The sequence below is a fragment of the Methylobacterium sp. PvP105 genome (genome assembly GCF_017876975.1).
Classification (GTDB): Bacteria; Pseudomonadota; Alphaproteobacteria; order Rhizobiales; family Beijerinckiaceae; genus Methylobacterium; species Methylobacterium radiotolerans.
This window is the reverse complement of the sequence record NZ_JAGIPA010000001.1, coordinates 3,441,400-3,457,376: the sequence shown is the minus strand read 5'-3', so window position 1 is coordinate 3,457,376 and position 15,977 is coordinate 3,441,400. Positions and strand designations below refer to the sequence as shown.

The following is a 15,977-nucleotide window of genomic DNA, read 5'->3' as shown; positions in this document are numbered from 1 at the left end:
GGGGGCCCATCGGGGACGCCATGGAGGCGCCATGGGGCGTGCCGTCCGGGTGCGGGACCCGAACGCCGGGGACCGACTCCGGTTCCCGGCGCCGGTCGCAGGACCGCGCCGCGTCCCGGCAGCCGGGCTCGCGGCTCGCTCAGTGCGCCATCAGCACCGGCATGTCGGCGTAGGCCAGGACGTGGCTGGTGACGCCGCCGAAGATCATCTGGCGCAGGCGGCTCTGGGTATAGGCGCCCTTGATGAGCAGGTCGCAGCCGAAGGCCTTCGCCTCCGCCAGGAAGGTCTCGCCGGGGACCCGCCGGCCGGCCGGAAGGGCCCGGTGCGCGGCGTCCACGCCCTCGCAGGCCAGCGCCTGGGCGAGATCCTGCGCCGTCGGGCCCGGCACCATGCCGCCCTCGACGCTGAGCACCAGCACCCGCTCGGCCCGCCGCAGGAACGGCATCGCGAAGGCCACCGCCCGGGCGGTCTCGGTCGAGCCGTTCCAGGCGATGACCACCGCCTCGCCCAGGCTCGCCGGCGCCGTGGGCGGCGCCAGCAGGATCGGCCGGCCGCTCTCGAACAGGGCCGTCTCGAACGTGGTCATGCGCGGGGCGTTGTCGGTCGTGCCCGGGCGCCCGACCACCGTGGCCGAGAACAGCCGCGCGTACTGGCCCAGGAACGCGTCGCCGGTGGGCACGTCCTGCCGCCAGCGATAGCGCGGGCCGGCATCCGGCACGCGATCCGGTATGCAGAGCCCGTCGCGGGCGTGCCGCGGGATACCGGCGCCGTCCATGAAGGCGACGAAGCGGCCGCCCGCCTCCTCGGCCTCGGCCCGGTCGGCCTCCTCGTCGCGGAGCCACGTCATGCCGCCGACCATGTCGACCGGCACGTACTCGGCGAGGGCCGGGCGCAGGGACACGCCCTCGATCAGACTGCCGAAGCGCGTCGCCGCCAGCCGCGTCGTCTCGAAGACGGAGGGCAGGGCGTCGTGCATCGCGACGGGTACGAGCAGGGTCTTCATGCTGGCCTCCTCCTCGGGCACGCGAGGCTAATCCGCCCGGCCGCCCGGTGGAACCGGGCCCGGCTCGGCGCGCACACGGTTTTGCGGCGCGCCGGGATCGAGCCGCCGCCGGAGGGCCCGGGTCAGGGGCCGCTCGACCAGGCGGTGGACCACGAGCGCGGCCGCGGCGCTGACGGCGAGCATCAGCGCCATGCTGCCCCAGGGGGGCAGGGCGGGGGTGAGGCCGAGCCGGAGCAGCGCCTCGCGCACGAGGCGCAGCGCGAACGGGTGGACGAGGTAGAGCGCGTAGGACGCGTCCCCGAGCCTGACGAGGCCGCGCACGGGGGAGGGCAGCCGCGCGACCTGAGGCGCGTCGCGGGTCGGCCCGAGGGCGGCGGCCACCAGGAGGACGGCCGGGCCGCCGACGAGGAGCGGGCGCAGGAACCCGTCGGCCTCGCCGAGACCCGCGAGCACCCGCGCGGCCAGAGCCAGCCCGAGCCCACCCAGCACCGCGAGCCCGATCCGCGCGGGGAGGGAAGGCCGGAACCCCGCGCCCCAGGCGAGGGCGAGACCGGCGCCAGCGGCGAACTCGAGCACGATCGGATCCGACCAGAATCGGAGCGGCACCGGCAGGCCCGGCACGAGGGCGCCGACGACCACGAGGCCGGCCAAGCTCCCGCACAGCCACGCGACGGCGCCGCGCCGGCCGAAACCGAGGCCCGCGGCGAAGAGTGCGTAGAAGGCCGCCTCGTAGTTCAGGGTCCAGCCGAGGCCGTAGAGCGGCTGGACGGTGCCGTCCGGGCGGGCCGCCGGCCAGAACAGGAAGCTCGCCGCGAGGGCGACCGGGTCGCGCACCAGCGCGGCGGCCTCGCCGAGAAGGTCCGGCCGCGCGAGCGCCAGGACGAGGTAGAGCAGGCTCACCAGCCAGTAGAGGGGCACCACACGGGCGACCCGGTGGGCGAGGAAACGGGCGCGCCCGCCCGGCCGCCCCGCGAGCCGGCCGCCGGCATGAACGATGACGAAGCCGGAGATCACGAAGAACAGATCGACCCCGCCCCACCACGGCAGCAGCGTCGCGGGGTCGAGCGCCGGGCCGGCGCCGCGGTCGGCGAGGAGCCCCGCCTCGTGCCGCGCGTGGTGCCACGCCACCATGAGGGCGGCGGCGGCGCGCAGGACCTGGATGGCGACGAGGGTCACGGGGCGCCCGCCCGCGCCGCGACGCGAGCCGCAACCGGCGCGACCCGCCCGCGGCCGGGATCGTCCTCCTGGAGGAGCGTGACCGGCACGCCGCCGGATCCGCCGGAACCGCGGCGTCCACGCGGGATCAGATCGGCCCGGGAACCGTGGCGTCCGAGGCGAAAACGGCAGGAACCATAAGCCGATAACCTCGTTGACGGACCAATTCGCGAACCCGCCGGCGCCGAAACGTCTGCGACATCGCGTGCCGAGGCGTCCGTGCTGCGCATGCGGCGTCCTTCCGCGGTTCGCGTGCCCATTTCGAACAGAGGTCCCGATGCTGAAGAACTACGCTGCCGCGTCCGCGCTCGTCCTGGCGCTGTCGACCCCGGCCATGGCTCAGAGCGCCAACGACTTCCGCATGCAGTCGATGCAGGCGAACGCCTTCGAAATCCAGTCCTCGCAGATCGCCCTGTCAAAGTCGCGCAACCCGCGCATCCGCTCCTACGCCCAGGAAGTGCTCCGTGACCACCGCGCCGCCAACGTCGCCCTGGCCGGCGGCCAGATGAACGGCGTCGCCGGCGATCCCGGCCTCGGCGGCCTCGTCACCGCCCCGATCGCGGTGGCGGGCAGCGCCGTGGGCGCAGGCGTCGGCGCGGCGACCGGCGTGGTCGGCGGCACCCTGGCGGGCGGTCCGGTCGGCGGCCTCGAGGGCGCGGGTGCCGGCGCGGCGCGCGGCGCCGCCGCGGGCGGCCAGATCGGCCGCGGCGACGTGATGGCCACCGGCGCCTCGACGATGGTTCCGCCGAACCCCGAGCAGCAGGCGATGCTGGCCCAGCTGTCGGCCGCCCCGGCCGGCGCGCGCTTCGACCGCCTGTACGCCTCCCAGCAGATCCAGGCCCATCAGATGACCATCGCGATGACCCAGGCCTACGCCCAGGGCGGCCCGAACCCGGCCCTGCGCAACTACGCCCAGCAGGCCCTGCCGGCCCTGCAGATGCACCTGCAGCAGGCCGAGCGCCTCCCGGGCGCGATGTAAGCGTCACGGACTTCGGCGGCCCGGCCTCGGCCGGGCCGAACGAGAAGGCGGCGGGCGCGAGCCTGCCGCCTTTCTCATGTCGATGGCCCTTCGGGCCGGGAATGTCGATGGCCCTTCGGGCCGGGATGATCGCGGGCCGACCGCGGCGGACGACCTTCGCGGACGCGCCGCGCCGGCGCGTCCCAGCAACGTCGGATCCGGGACCGGCCGACCGGTCCCGGATCTCAGCGCCCGCGCTACGCGCTCACTCGCACGCGATGGCGGCGACGGAGCGGACGGCTTGGCCGGTCGTGTCGATCGGCGCCTTGAACACGCCGGATTGCGGGTCGCGCACCAGCAGGGAGCCGCTGGCCACGCCGAAATGCGCGCCGTGGATCTCCAGGCGGCCGTCGTCGACGCGCTCCTTCACGAACGGGAAGGTCAGCAGGTTCTCCATGCTCTGGACGACCACGGCGTGTTCCAGCTTGGTCAGGTAGTCGGGCGCGCCGGGATCGCCGGCCTTGTCCTCGGCCTGACCCACGAGCGAGACCCACTTGCCGATGAAGTCACCGGGCGAGAGCGGCTTGGCCTTGTTGGCCCAGGCCTTGATGCCGCCGCAGGTGGCATGCCCGAGCACGACGATGTGCTTCACCTCGAGGGCCTGCACGGCGAATTCCAGGGCCGCCGAGGTGCCGTGGTACTGGCCGTCCGGCTGGTAGACCGGCACGAGGTTGGCGACGTTGCGGATCGTGAACAGCTCGCCCGGGCCGGCATTGAAGATCGCGCTCGGGGAGACCCGGCTGTCGCAGCAGCTGATGACCAGGATCTCCGGATTCTGCGTGGAGGCGAGTTGCGCGAAGCGCCGGCGCTCGGTCGGGAAGCGATCGAGGAGGAAGGACCGGTAGCCTTCGGTCAGGTAGACGGGGAACATAAAGTCGTCTCCAGTTAGACAAATCCGCGACAGCGGGAGTGAACTCAAAGTTCTCGCCAAGCAAGAACGCGCGGCTGGGCCGGAATAGTCCCGCGCGCGAGATCGGATGCGAGGTCCGCGAGCCCGGCCGGCTCGACGTGCTCGCCGCTGGCGCGCAGCTCGTCGATCGGCCACCAGCGCGTCCCGATCAGCGGGTTGTCCTCGGTCTCGGCGAGGCGGCTCGTGTCGACCCGGTCGTCGGGCAGGCGGACGAGGAAGTAGCGCTCGCGGGCGTCCCGCGCCTGCCGGAACAGGTGGAACGGGCCGTCGCAGGCCGCGACCTGCGGGCCGATCACGGCGTCGCCCCGGCCGATCTCCTCCTCGAGCTCCCGGCGACAGGCGAGGACGTGATCCTCGCCGGGCTCCAGGCCGCCGCCGGGCATGAACCAGAACCGGAGCGGCGCCCCATCGGGCCCTCTCGCGTGGACCGACGTGTAGGCGATGAGCAGGATCCGGTCCCGCGGATCGAGGACGATCGCGCGGGCGATGTGGCGGACGGGCAGGGGGTTCGCGGCGCTCATAAAGCCAGAGCTAGAGCACGCCCAGGGGACGGACACCGGCCGCGCGCACGCCCGCGTGCAAAACAGCACGTTGGGACCGATGGCGCGCCGGGCGGCGGTGCGGGGCGCCGGCTCAGGAAGGCGGGCGCGGCGCCGGTGCCCAGATCACCGCGGGGAGCCCGGAGGCGTCGCGCTCGGGCGGATCCGGCAGCGGCTCGGCCCGTCCGAGGCTCATGTCGCGGGCCACCACCAGGGCGGCCAGGGCGTCGAGATGGTCGTCCTCCGGGACGCCCTTCGCCCGGGACGCGATCAGCGCACCCGGCAGGCCGGCCGCCGCGAGGAGCGCCCGCCGGAGGTCGAGACCCTCCCGGGCGCGCCTGCCCTTCTTGGGCAGGCCGAGCGGCCGGCCGCCGTTGAGGGCGTGGAAGGCGACCTCGGGATGGACCTCGTGGACCCGCGCGCGCGCCTCCGGACGCTCGCGCAGGAGCGTGTCGACCGCCCGGACGTAGGGGAAGATGTTGTAGCCCTGGATGGACGGCGCGAAGGGCGGGTCGCTCGCCGCCCGCGAGGCGGCCTTCGCGGCCGCGTAGTCGGGGGCGTAGACCGCGCTCCGCGGCGGCATCGGGAACACCGACGCCCGCGCCGGCCCGAGCCGGGCCCGGGCGGCCCGGTCGGCGGCGCGGCCACCGCCGGTGATCCGGTCGGGCAGCCCGATCGGCACGTCGATCCCGACGATGCCGGGCCGCTCCGGCGCGTCGAGGAGCGCGGCGACGTCGGGGAACAGGGCGCAGCGGTGCCGGTCGGGGTCGTCCAGGTCGAGGAGCGCGCCCGCCCAGGCGCCGCGGCAGCCGTCCAGTCCAGCGATCCAGCGCGCCATGCCCGTCCCCCGTCCCCCGTCGCCGTCAGCGCGGCCGGCGTTCTTGCCGGCGTTCTTGCCGGGATGCGCGCGGAAAGCTATCCGCGTCGCCGAGGGCGCCGCCGGCCCGGGAGAAGCGTGATGAGCGAGATCCGTCCCCGTCGCAGCGTGCTGGCGATGCCGGGCTCCAACGCCCGGGCGCTGGAGAAGGCGCGGTCTCTCCCCGCCGACGTGATCCTGATCGACCTCGAGGACGGCACAGCCCCCGCCGCGAAGGCGGCGGCCCGCGCCCAGGTCGCCGCCGCGGTCGCCGCGCGGGGCTTCGGCCACCGCGAGGTCGTGGTCCGCATCAACCCACCCGAGACCGAGGACGGCGAGGCCGACCTCGTCGCGCTCGCGCCGGCCGCCCCGGACGCGATCCTGGTGCCGAAGGTCCGCACCTCCGACGCGCTGATCGCCGTCGGCTCCCGCCTGCGCCGCCTCGGCGCGCCGCTGGCGACGCGGGTCTGGGCGATGATCGAGACGCCGATGGCGGTGGTGAACGTCGCCGAGATCGCGGGCGCGGCCCGGGACGTGGACGGCCGGCTCGGCGCATTGGTGATCGGCCCGAACGACCTCCTGAAGGCGTCCCGGATCCGGCCACCCGGGCGGGCCGCGCTGATGCCCTGGCTGATGAACGTCCTGGCCGCCGCCCGGGCCTACGAGATCGAGGCGATCGACGGCGTCTTCACCGACCTCACCGACGCGGCCGGGTTCGAGGCCGAGTGCGTCCAGGGCCGCGACCTCGGCTTCGACGGCAAGATGCTGATCCACCCGAGCCAGATCGGCCCGGCCAACGCGGCCTTCGGGCCGGATGCCGGGGAGATCGCGCAGGCGCGCCGGCTGATGGACGTCTTCGACACGCCGGAGAACCGCGGGCGCGGGGTCGTCGCGGTGGACGGCAAGATGGTCGAGCGGCTCCACGTCGAGGCGGCCCGGCGGACGCTCGCCATGGCCGAGGCGATCGCGCGGCTCACCGCGTGAGCGACCTGCCCGAGGTCGGCCTGCGTCTGCTCGACCCGCGCCTGCCGGGCTGGGGCTTCCCGCGCTGGGGCTCGTCGGCCGCCGCCGGCCTCGACCTGCATGCCTGCCTCGACGCGCCCGTGGTCCTGCCGCCTCAGGGCAAGCCGGTCCTGATCCCCGCCGGCTTCACCGTCCTGATCCGCGACCCCGCCTGGTGCGGGCTGATCTTCCCCCGCTCCGGCCGCGGCCACCGCGAGGGCCTCGTGCTCGGCAACGGCACCGGCGTGATCGACGCGGATTACGAGGGCCCGCTGATGGTCTCCGCCTGGAACCGCGACGCGTCGGAGCCCGTCCGGATCGAGCCCGGGGATCGGATCGCGCAGCTCGTCTTCACGCGGGTCACCCGGCCGGCGCTGACCGTGCTGGAGGGCGCGCCCGGCTCCGGATCGGAGCGGGGCGCGGGCGGCTTCGGCTCGAGCGGGCGCTAGGCCCCCGTCAGTCCAGCGTCTTGCCGAGCCGCCCGGCCAGGTCCTGGATGAACTGGAAGGCGGTCCGGCCCGAGCGCGAGCCGCGGGTCGTGGCCCATTCGAGGGACTCGGCGCGCAGCTGCTCCGGCGGCACGGCGAGGCCGTAGCGGTCGGCATAGGCGCGGATCATCGCCAGGTACTCGTCCTGGCTGCACTTGTGGAAGCCGAGCCAGAGGCCGAACCGGTCCGAGAGCGAGACCTTCTCCTCCACGGCCTCGCCGGGATTGATCGCGGTCGAGCGCTCGTTCTCCACCATGTCGCGGGCCAGCAGGTGCCGGCGGTTCGAGGTGGCGTAGAACAGAACGTTCCCCGGACGCCCCTCGATGCCGCCGTCGAGCGCCGTCTTGAGCGACTTGTACGAGGTGTCGTCGGCGTCGAAGGAGAGGTCGTCGCAGTAGACGAGCCAGCGGTGCGGGTCGGGCCGCAGCAGGGCCATCAGGTCCGGCAGCGCCTCGATGTCCTCGCGGTGGATCTCCACGAGCTTCATCGGCAGGCTGCCGGCGGGCCGGCGGGCGTTGATCTCGGCGTGGGCCGCCTTGACCAGCGAGGACTTGCCCATGCCGCGGGCGCCCCACAGCAGGGCGTTGTTGGCCGGCAGGCCGCGGGCGAAGCGCTCGGTGTTCTCCACCAGCGTGTCGCGCGCCCGGTCGATGCCGGTGAGCAGGCCCATCTCCACCCGGGCGACCTGCGGCACCGGGGTCAGACGGCGCTCGGGCCCCCACAGGAAGGCGTCGGCGGCGCTCGGGTCGAAGGCCGGCGGGGCGGCGGGCGCGGCCCGCTCCAGCGCGGTGGCGATGCGCTCCAGGAGCGGCATCAGGGTGTCGAGGGTCACGGGGCTCGTCATCGGATCGGGGGGTTCGCGTGCGGGTCTGTCAGGCCGCCGGTTCTACGGGGAAGATCCGGGGAAATCATCCGTATCCGCTCGCATGGCGCGGTCCTCCCGAACGCGAACCGGGATCGGGCGTTGATCCTCCCGGCAGGTCGCGCCGACACGTCCGCCGGGGAGTATCGATGGCAGCGGAACCGACGATCCGGATCACCCAGGTCGCGGATTACGTCTTCACCGTCGATTTCAGCGCGGCCCTTCCGGCGCTCCGCACCGACGAGGCGCCGCCGATCGGCGGCGGGACCGGGCCGTTCCCCGAGCAGCTCCTGATCTCCGGGGTCGCGAACTGCCTCTGCGCGAGCCTCGTCTTCGCCCTGGGCAAGTTCCGCCAGGACGCGCGGGGCGTCGCGGCCGAAGCGTCCTGCCGGGTGGAGCGCAACGCCGAGGGGCGGCTGCGCGTCACCGGGATCGGCGTCCACATCCAGCTCGGAGCCGCCGCCGCCGACATGCCGCGGATCGACCGGGTCCTGGAGCAGTTCGAGCGGTTCTGCACCGTCTCGGAGAGCGTGAAGGCCGGGATCCCGGTCGCCGTGTCGGTGGCCGACCGCGACGGCACGCGCCTGAAATGACGCGCGCCGGGGAAAGATCGGCCGCCCGGCGCATTGCCGCAGCACCGAACGGCCGCCAGGACCGGAAGAGGAGACGCCATGACGGACCAGACGCGAGAGCCGGCCCGCGCCCCCGAGGCGCTCGCCGCCCTATTCAACCGGCGCGCCAATGCCGGCGACGTCGAGGGCCTCGTCGCCCTCTACGAGCCCGACGCGGTGCTGGCGGCGGGCCGCGTCGTTGCCACGGGCCACGCCGAGATCCGGACCTTCTACGCCGACCTGCTCGCACGCAAATCCGACTTCCCGGCGCCGGAGACGCCGCCGCCGCTGCGCAACGGCGCGCTGGCCATGACCTTCGCGCGGCTGCCCAACGGCGCGTTCTCGGTGGAGTTGGCCCGCGAGCAGGCGGACGGCACGTGGCTCTGGGCGATCGACCAGCTCAAGCTCGCGCCGCCGAAGAGCTGACGGTCGGCGCGGAGGCTCCCGCGCGCTTGTCCCACTGGACGCGATGCGGCAAAGCGGGGCCCGCGCGCTCGACGCCGCGCAGAAGACCCGAGCCGACTCGATGCACGACATCCGCGCCATCCGGGAGAACCCGGACGCCTTCGACCGCGACCTCCAGCGCCGGGGCCTCGCGCCGCTCTCGGCCGAGCTGATCGCCCTCGATGAGGCGCGGAAGTCGTCCGTCTCGGCCGCGCAGGCCAACCAGGAGCGGCGCAACGCCCTGGCCAAGGAGATCGGCGGCGCCAAGAAGGCCAAGGACGAGGACCGCGCCGCCGCCCTGATGGCGGAGGTCGCGGCCCTGAAGGCGGCCGAGCCCGAGCTGAAGGCCGCGCAGGACGCGGCCGACAGGACCCTGGCAGACCGCCTCGCCGCGATCCCGAACCGGCCGAAGCCCGACGTGCCGGAGGGCGCGGACGAGCACGGCAACGTCCTCTACCGCAGCCACGCCGCGACCCGCGAGCGGCTGACCGAGGGCCGCGAGCATTTCGAGCTCGGCGAGGCCTCGGGCCTGATGGATTTCGAGGCGGCGGCCAAGCTGTCCGGCTCGCGCTTCGTGGTGCTCAAAGGCCAGCTCGCCCGGCTGGAGCGGGCGCTCGGCCAGTTCATGCTCGACCTTCACACGCAGGAGCACGGCTACCTGGAGGTGGCGCCGCCGGTGCTGGTGCGCGACGCCGCCATGTTCGGTACCGCGCAGCTGCCGAAGTTCGAGGACGACCAGTTCTCGGTCTTCAAGGGCCTCGACTACGTCAGGTCGCTGCAGGGGCAGGCCGGCGCCGACACCGCCCCGGTCAGCGACGAGCATTTCTGGCTCGTTCCCACAGCCGAGGTGCCGCTCACGAACCTCGTCCGCGAGGCGATCCTCCGCGAGGAGGAGCTGCCCCTGCGGTTCACCGCGCTGACGCCCTGCTTCCGGGCCGAAGCGGGGGCGGCGGGGCGCGACACCCGCGGCATGCTGCGCCAGCACCAGTTCAGCAAGGTCGAGCTGGTCTCGATCACGACGCCGGAGGAATCCGCCAACGAGCACGAGCGGATGCTGACCAGCGCCGAGGCCGTGCTGAAGAAGCTCGATCTGCCCTACCGGGTGATGACGCTCTGCACCGGCGACATGGGCTTCGCCAGCCAGAAGACCTACGACATCGAGGTCTGGGTGCCGGGCCAGCGCACCCACCGCGAGATCTCGTCCTGCTCGGTCTGCGGCGACTTCCAGGCGCGGCGGATGAACGCCCGCTACCGCGGCAAGGACGGCAAGCCGGCCTATGTCCACACCCTCAACGGCTCGGGCGTGGCGGTCGGTCGCGCGCTCATCGCCGTGATGGAGAACTACCAGAACCCGGACGGGAGCATCACGGTCCCGTCGGTGCTCCACCCCTACATGGGCGGGCTCAACCGGATCGAAGGGGCCCGCTGATGCGCATCCTGGTCACCAACGACGACGGCATCCACGCGCCGGGCCTCGCGACCCTGGAGGAGATCGCCCGGGAGCTCTCGGACGACGTCTGGGTCGTGGCGCCGGAGAGCGACCAGTCCGGCGTGTCGCACTCGCTCTCGCTCAACGACCCGCTGCGGCTGCGGCAGGTGTCGGAGCAGCGCTTCGCCGTGAAGGGCACGCCGTCGGACTGCGTGATCCTGGGCGTGCGCCACATCCTCGGCGATCACGGGCCGGACCTCGTCCTGTCGGGGGTCAACCGCGGCCAGAACGTCGCCGAGGACGTGACCTATTCGGGCACGATCGCGGCCGCCATGGAGGGGACGATCCTCGGCATCCGCTCGATCGCGCTGAGCCAGGCCTACGGGGCGGGCGGGCGCGGCGCCCTCAAGTGGGACTGCGCCCGGACGCACGGCGCGAAGGTCGTCCGGAAGATCCTCGAGACCGGGATCGAGCCCGGCATCCTGGTCAACGTCAATTTCCCGGATTGCGAGCCGGCCGACGTGCAGGGCGTCGCGGTCGCCGCGCAGGGCTTCCGCAATCAGGCGCTGCTGTCGATCGACGCGCGGGTCGACGGGCGCGGCAACCCGTATTTCTGGCTGGCCTTCGCCAAGGCCCGGTTCGAGCCGGGCCACGGCTCCGATCTCAAGGCCATCGCCGAGAAGCGGATCTCGGTGACGCCCCTGCGCCTCGACCTCACCGACGAGCCGACGCTGACGCGCTTCGCGCAGGCCTTCGCCGAGTGATCGATCTAGGCAGCCTGGAGGAGGCTGCCGGCAACGCGGCCTTCGTGATGGCGCTCCGCGGCCGTGGCCTGCGGGACACCGCGGTGCTGCGGGCCATGGAGCAGGTCCCGCGGGACACCTTCGCGCCGCCGCCGCATCGGGAGCACGCGCGGCGCGACATCGCCCTGCCGCTGTCCTGCGGCGCGTCGATGACGGCGCCGTCCACGGTGGCGCTGATGCTGGCGCAGCTGCGGCTGGAGCCCGGCCAGCGCGTCCTGGAGATCGGCACGGGCTCGGGCTACGTGACCGCGCTGCTCGCCCAGCTGGGCGCGGGGGCGGTGCTCAGCCTGGAACGCTACACCTCGCTGGCCGGGGCGGCGACGCGGCGGCTCGCGGCCCTGTCCGAGGTGCATGTCGTCCGGGCGGACGGGCTCGCCCCGGACCTGCCGGACGGCGGCTTCGACCGCATCCTCGTGCACGGCAGCGTCCCGGCGATCCCGCCGCACTGGCGCGCGGCCCTCGAACCGGGCGGACGGCTGGTGACCGGCCTGGGCGGCGGCGGAGCTTGCCGGATCGCGGTGCTGACGACGCCCGAGGCCGACCCGGAACCGGGCGCGCCGGTGCGTCTCGCAGCGCTGGTGCCGGGGCTGGCGCGCGTGCTCTGACGACGCGCCGTCATCGCGAGCGCAGCCAAGCGACCCAGGGTAGCGCACCGCGTTCGCGAGCGTGGCGCCGCTGGATCGCGCCGCTCCGCTCGCGAAGACGCCGAAGCCGCGGCTACCCCACCCGCCGCGCGGCGCGCCACAGGCGCCACAGCCGGCGCCAGCGCGGCAGTTCGACGAGCGTGTTGAGCGGGTCGTAGGAGGCCCGCTCCATGACGGCGAGGTAGGGCTCGACCAGGGCCACCGGCAGGAACGCCGCCCCCGCCGAGGGCGCGATGGTCGGGCGCGCCGCCTCGAAGGCCTTGAGGTGCTGCCGGGCGATGCCGCGCAGGTCGGCGCAGGCCCGGCGCAGGCCCGGGCCCCCGCGGCCCGTGACGATGTCCTCGCGGGTGACGCCGTAGCGGCCGAGGATGTCGGCCGGCAGGTAGACCTGCCCCGAGCGGGCGTGCCACGGCAGAGCGCGCAGGAGCCCGGTAATCCCGTAGGCGACCCCGGCATGCCCGGCCGCGCCCGCGCCGCCGGGCTCGGTGCCGTTGCCGATCACGAGGCTCGCCAGCCGGAACAGCGCCGAGGCGGTCTCGCCGCAATACCCCTCCAGGTCATTCACCCGGGGCATCGGATCCTCGTAGAGGTCGAAGACGCGGGCGTCGATCAGGTCGACGAAGGGCTGGCGGCCGAGGCGGTTCGCCCGGATCGTTTCCTCCAGGGCCGCCGCCACCGGGTTGGCGCGCACGTCGCCCCGCGCCTCGCCCTGCAGGGCGTCGCGCCACCATTGCAGGCGGATCTCGCCGGCCATCGGGTTCGAGACGGCCTCGCGCACCCGCGCGATGGTCAATGAGAAGGCGTAGAGGGCGAAGAGGTGCGGGCGGGCGGCGGCCGGCGCGAACAGCGTGGCGTAGTAGCGATCCGGATCGCCGTCCCGCACGAGGCCCTCGCAGTGGGACTGGGCGAAGGCGAGCCCCGTCTCGGCGGTCTGGCCCTCCACCTCGGGCATCAGGCCACCGCGATCAGGGCGGCCGCGATCTTGCGGTTCTCGGCCACCAGGATGTTGTAGGTGCGGGCCGCGGCCCCGGTCTGCATCACGTCGAGGCCGACGCCGAAATCCTTGAGCCAGCCACGCAAGGCCGGATCGATCGCCGCGATATCGAGACCGGTGCCGACGAGCAGCAGCTCGATCCCCGCGGCCTCGGCTTGGATCGGGCGCAGCGCCGTCCGGTCGATCGCCTGGGGCTCCGTCACGTCCCAGGCTCGGACCCCTGAGGGCAGCATCAGGATCGAGCCGCGATGCGACATCCCGGCGAAGCGGAAGCCGCCGTTGCCGTAGGTGTCGATGATGTGGCGCCCCGGCACGAAGCCGGACTCGAAGCTCTTTGGACTTGGCTGATCGGCCATGTTGGAAAAAGGACTACTCCGCCGGTTGCGGGACGCCCGACCGCTCCGACGCCGCGCGGGCGCCCGAGAGCATCAGGCCCAGATAGATCAACACCGGCGTCGAGACGAAGATCGCCGAGTAGGTGCAGATCAGGACGCCGCAGAGCATCACTACGGCGAAGCCCTTGATCGCCTCGCCGCCGAACAGCACCAGCGCCAGCAGCGACAGCGCGGACGAGATCGACGTCATCACGGTGCGCGACATGGTCGAGTTGATCGACAGGTTGAGGAGATCGACCGTGGGGATGGTCTTGTAGCGCCGCATCAGCTCGCGGGTCCGGTCGAACACCACCACGGTCTCGTTGAGCGAGTAGCCGACGATCGTCAGGATCGCGGCGATCGAGGTCATGTTGAACTCGATCCGGCTGATGATGAACACGCCGACCGTCAGAACGATGTCGTGGAGCGTCCCCACGATGGCGCCGAGCGCGAGCTCCCGCTCGAACCGGAACCAGAGGTAGAGCAGCACCGCCACGACCGACAGCACGACGCCGAGCGTGCCGGACTGGACGAGCTCGCCGGAGACGCGCGGGCCGACGGTCTCGGTGCGGCGGAAATCGTAATCCTTGTCGAAGGCGGCGTGCGCCTTGTTCATCACCGCGGTCTGGCCCTGCTCGCCGGGCTGGAGCGGCAGGCGGACCAGCACGGTGCCCTGGTTGCCGAGTTCCTGCACCTCCGGCTCGCCGAAGCCGAAGCCCGCGGCCGTGTGCCGGATCGACGCCACGTCCGCGGTGCCCGACTTCGCCTGCAGCTCCACCAGGGTGCCGCCCTTGAAATCGATGCCGAAGTTCAGGCCGATCGTCAGGAACAGCGCCACGGTCGCGAGCGACAGCACCGCCGAGAGCGGGAAGGTGAAGCGCCGGAATCGCATGAAGTCGAAATGCGATTCATCGGGCCAGAGGCGGAGCAGGCGCATTTTTTCGGACCTAACGTTGGGAAGATCGCAGCACCGGCCCGATCGCCTGTCCCACCCTCGACCTCATCCTGAGGTGCCGGAGCGCAGCGGAGGCCTCGAAGGAGGGCTCCAGGATCCACGGCGCCTTCCGGAGAGCTCCTTCGGGGCCCGCTGACACGGGCACCTCAGGATGAGGGCGGTGGTTCGGAACGGGCTTGTGCCAGGGGTGATGCGTCTCCCGATAGTGAGCGCGTTCAGAACGGCAGGGTCTTCGGCCGGAACGTGTTGTACCACACCGCGATCATCATCCGGGTCAGCGTCACCGCGGTGATGACCGTGGTGAGGATGCCGAGGATGAAGACCACGGCGAAGCCCTTTACCGGGCCCGAGCCGAGGAAGAACAGGATCAGGGCGGCGATCGCCATGGTCGAGTTCGAGTCGATGATGGTGGCGAAGGCCCGGTCGAAGCCCGCCTGCAGCGCCGAGATCAGCGAGCGGCCGGCCCGCTGCTCCTCGCGCATGCGCTCGTAGATCAGCACGTTCGAATCCACCGCCGTGCCGATGGTGAGCACGATGCCGGCGATGCCCGGGAGCGTCATGGTCGCCTCCAGCACCGACATCAGGCCCAGGATCAGCCCGACATGGACCATGAGGGCGATGTTGGCGATGAAGCCGAACGTCCCGTAGGTCGCGAACATGAAGGCCACCACGAGGCCCGCCGCCACCAGGGTCGCGAGCTTGCCGGCCTCGATGGAGTCGCGGCCGAGACCCGGGCCGACGACGCGGCGCTCGACCACGGTGAACTTCGCCGGCAGCGCGCCGGCGCGCAGCAGGACCGCCAGGTCGTTGGCCTGCTGCACGGTGAAGTTGCCGGTGATCTGGCCCGAGCCGCCGGTGATCGCCGAGCGGATCACGGGCGCCGACACGACCTCGTTGTCGAGGACGATCGCCATGCGCCGGCCGATATTCTCCGAGGTCGCCTGCCCGAAGCGCTGCGCGCCGCGCAGGTTGAACTTGAAGCTCACCATCGGCTCGTGGGTCTGCTGGTCGAAGGCCGGCTGCGCGTCGGTCAGCTCGCCGCCGTCGGCCATGACCCGGCGCTCCACCGGGACCTTGGCGCCCTTCTCGTCCTTGGAGGGCAGCATGTCGACGTCGCCCGAGGGGCTGTCGGCGAGCATGCGGAACTCCAGCTTGGCGGTGGAGCCGAGGAGCTTCTCGAGGCGCTCCGGGTTCTGCTCGCCCGGCACCTGGATCAGGATCCGGTCGGCGCCCTGCTGCTGGATCGACGGCTCGGTGGTGCCGGTGGAATCGAGGCGGCGCCGGATGACCTCGATGCCCTGGCTCACGGCTCGGCGGGTCCGGTCGGTGATGCCGGCATCGGTGAGGGTCAGGCGGATCACGCCGCCGGGCTGCTCGGAGACGTCGAGGGTGCGGGCCGCCGTCTGGCCCAGGGAGGTGGTGATCGGCTGCGACAGCTCCTGGAGCTTCGGCAGGACCTTGGCCCGGGCGGCGGCGTCGTCGATCTTCACCTGGACGCCGCGCTGGAGCAGGCCGATGCCGCCGTCGGCGCGGACATTCTCCTGCTGGAGCACGCGGCGCACGTCGTCGCGCAACGCCTTGGCCTGCGAGGCGATGAGCTCGTTCTGGTCCACCTCGAGCAGGAGCTGCGAGCCGCCCTGCAGGTCGAGGCCGAGCACGATGGCGCGCGTCGGCACGACCCAGCTGGGGAACCAGGAGGGCAGGCCGGCAACGAAGCTCTTGCGCTGCTCGGGCGAGAAGAAGCTCGGCACGGCGAGCGTCAGCCCCACCAGGATCAGACCCAGTGTCGCGATGATCTTCGCACGGGAGAAGCGCAGCATCGGCCGTTTT

General features: G+C 72.9%; 18 protein-coding genes. 8 read left to right on the top strand and 10 right to left on the bottom strand.

The genetic code is table 11. The features are described 5' to 3' along the window. Positions 1-139: 139 nt before the first annotated feature. Both J3A75_RS16950 and J3A75_RS16945 read right to left on the bottom strand, forming a co-directional pair. Positions 140-1,003, bottom strand: coding sequence for a universal stress protein (locus J3A75_RS16950; protein ID WP_012319260.1), 864 nt, complete (start codon positions 1,001-1,003; stop codon positions 140-142). Positions 1,004-1,030: 27 nt separating this feature from the next. After that, a complete protein-coding gene (locus J3A75_RS16945; RefSeq protein WP_012319259.1) occupies positions 1,031-2,179 on the bottom strand; it encodes an acyltransferase family protein in 1,149 nt (382 codons plus the stop codon). Positions 2,180-2,495: 316 nt separating this feature from the next. Here J3A75_RS16945 and J3A75_RS16940 point away from each other — a divergent pair, with 316 nt between their 5' ends. Beyond that, positions 2,496-3,197 (top strand): DUF4142 domain-containing protein, encoded by a 702-nt coding sequence (locus J3A75_RS16940; RefSeq protein ID WP_024830056.1) that lies wholly within the window; start codon positions 2,496-2,498, stop codon positions 3,195-3,197. 244 nt (positions 3,198-3,441) lie between these two features. On the opposite strand, the gene J3A75_RS16935 is transcribed toward J3A75_RS16940, so the two are convergent. The 3 genes from J3A75_RS16935 to J3A75_RS16925 form a co-directional block, all read right to left on the bottom strand. Continuing rightward, positions 3,442-4,107 (bottom strand): carbonic anhydrase, encoded by a 666-nt coding sequence (locus J3A75_RS16935; RefSeq protein ID WP_024830057.1) that lies wholly within the window; start codon positions 4,105-4,107, stop codon positions 3,442-3,444. A 44-nt stretch (positions 4,108-4,151) separates the two neighbouring features. Then, a complete protein-coding gene (locus tag J3A75_RS16930; RefSeq protein ID WP_070999491.1) occupies positions 4,152-4,667 on the bottom strand; it encodes an NUDIX hydrolase in 516 nt (171 codons plus the stop codon). A gap of 112 nt (positions 4,668-4,779) precedes the next feature. After that, positions 4,780-5,523 (bottom strand): DUF429 domain-containing protein, encoded by a 744-nt coding sequence (locus J3A75_RS16925; protein WP_063110159.1) that lies wholly within the window; start codon positions 5,521-5,523, stop codon positions 4,780-4,782. 120 nt (positions 5,524-5,643) lie between these two features. Between J3A75_RS16925 and J3A75_RS16920 the strand changes: the two genes are divergently transcribed. Then, positions 5,644-6,525: an HpcH/HpaI aldolase/citrate lyase family protein gene (locus J3A75_RS16920; protein WP_063110160.1), complete on the top strand. Its 882-nt coding sequence runs from the start codon at positions 5,644-5,646 to the stop codon at positions 6,523-6,525. Further along, a complete protein-coding gene (dut, locus tag J3A75_RS16915; RefSeq protein ID WP_059409276.1) occupies positions 6,522-6,992 on the top strand; it encodes a dUTP diphosphatase in 471 nt (156 codons plus the stop codon). Before J3A75_RS16920 ends, dut begins: the two co-directional genes overlap by 4 nt. Positions 6,993-6,999: 7 nt before the next feature. Here the strand turns inward: dut and J3A75_RS16910 are convergent, their stop codons facing one another. After that, positions 7,000-7,875 carry an ATP-binding protein gene (locus J3A75_RS16910; RefSeq protein WP_012319253.1) on the bottom strand — a complete coding sequence of 292 codons (876 nt, stop codon included), beginning with the start codon at positions 7,873-7,875 and terminating at the stop codon, positions 7,000-7,002. A 167-nt stretch (positions 7,876-8,042) separates the two neighbouring features. On the opposite strand from J3A75_RS16910, the gene J3A75_RS16905 reads away from it, so the two are divergent. The 5 genes from J3A75_RS16905 to J3A75_RS16885 all read left to right on the top strand — a co-directional run bounded on the left by J3A75_RS16905 (position 8,043) and on the right by J3A75_RS16885 (position 11,785). After that, positions 8,043-8,486: an OsmC family protein gene (locus tag J3A75_RS16905; RefSeq protein ID WP_012319252.1), complete on the top strand. Its 444-nt coding sequence runs from the start codon at positions 8,043-8,045 to the stop codon at positions 8,484-8,486. A 78-nt stretch (positions 8,487-8,564) separates the two neighbouring features. Continuing rightward, positions 8,565-8,930: a YybH family protein gene (locus J3A75_RS16900; protein ID WP_059409274.1), complete on the top strand. Its 366-nt coding sequence runs from the start codon at positions 8,565-8,567 to the stop codon at positions 8,928-8,930. 100 nt (positions 8,931-9,030) lie between these two features. Continuing rightward, positions 9,031-10,377 (top strand): serine--tRNA ligase, encoded by a 1,347-nt coding sequence (serS, locus tag J3A75_RS16895; protein WP_024830062.1) that lies wholly within the window; start codon positions 9,031-9,033, stop codon positions 10,375-10,377. Beyond that, positions 10,377-11,141 carry a 5'/3'-nucleotidase SurE gene (surE, locus tag J3A75_RS16890; RefSeq protein ID WP_012319249.1) on the top strand — a complete coding sequence of 255 codons (765 nt, stop codon included), beginning with the start codon at positions 10,377-10,379 and terminating at the stop codon, positions 11,139-11,141. Before serS ends, surE begins: the two co-directional genes overlap by 1 nt. Continuing rightward, positions 11,138-11,785 (top strand): protein-L-isoaspartate O-methyltransferase family protein, encoded by a 648-nt coding sequence (locus J3A75_RS16885; protein WP_043073717.1) that lies wholly within the window; start codon positions 11,138-11,140, stop codon positions 11,783-11,785. The genes surE and J3A75_RS16885 overlap by 4 nt, the downstream gene beginning before the upstream one ends. 112 nt (positions 11,786-11,897) lie before the next feature. On the opposite strand, the gene J3A75_RS16880 is transcribed toward J3A75_RS16885, so the two are convergent. The 4 genes from J3A75_RS16880 to secD form a co-directional block, all read right to left on the bottom strand. After that, positions 11,898-12,776, bottom strand: coding sequence for a phytoene/squalene synthase family protein (locus J3A75_RS16880; RefSeq protein ID WP_024830064.1), 879 nt, complete (start codon positions 12,774-12,776; stop codon positions 11,898-11,900). Next, the gene (locus J3A75_RS16875) at positions 12,776-13,174 is read right to left on the bottom strand and encodes an Mth938-like domain-containing protein (protein WP_059409272.1); all 399 of its coding nucleotides are present in this window, start codon (positions 13,172-13,174) and stop codon (positions 12,776-12,778) included. Before J3A75_RS16875 ends, J3A75_RS16880 begins: the two co-directional genes overlap by 1 nt. Before the next feature lie 13 nt (positions 13,175-13,187). Continuing rightward, positions 13,188-14,129 (bottom strand): protein translocase subunit SecF, encoded by a 942-nt coding sequence (gene secF, locus J3A75_RS16870; RefSeq protein ID WP_012319245.1) that lies wholly within the window; start codon positions 14,127-14,129, stop codon positions 13,188-13,190. A gap of 233 nt (positions 14,130-14,362) precedes the next feature. Then, positions 14,363-15,967, bottom strand: coding sequence for a protein translocase subunit SecD (gene secD, locus J3A75_RS16865; RefSeq protein ID WP_012319244.1), 1,605 nt, complete (start codon positions 15,965-15,967; stop codon positions 14,363-14,365). Positions 15,968-15,977 lie beyond the last annotated feature (10 nt).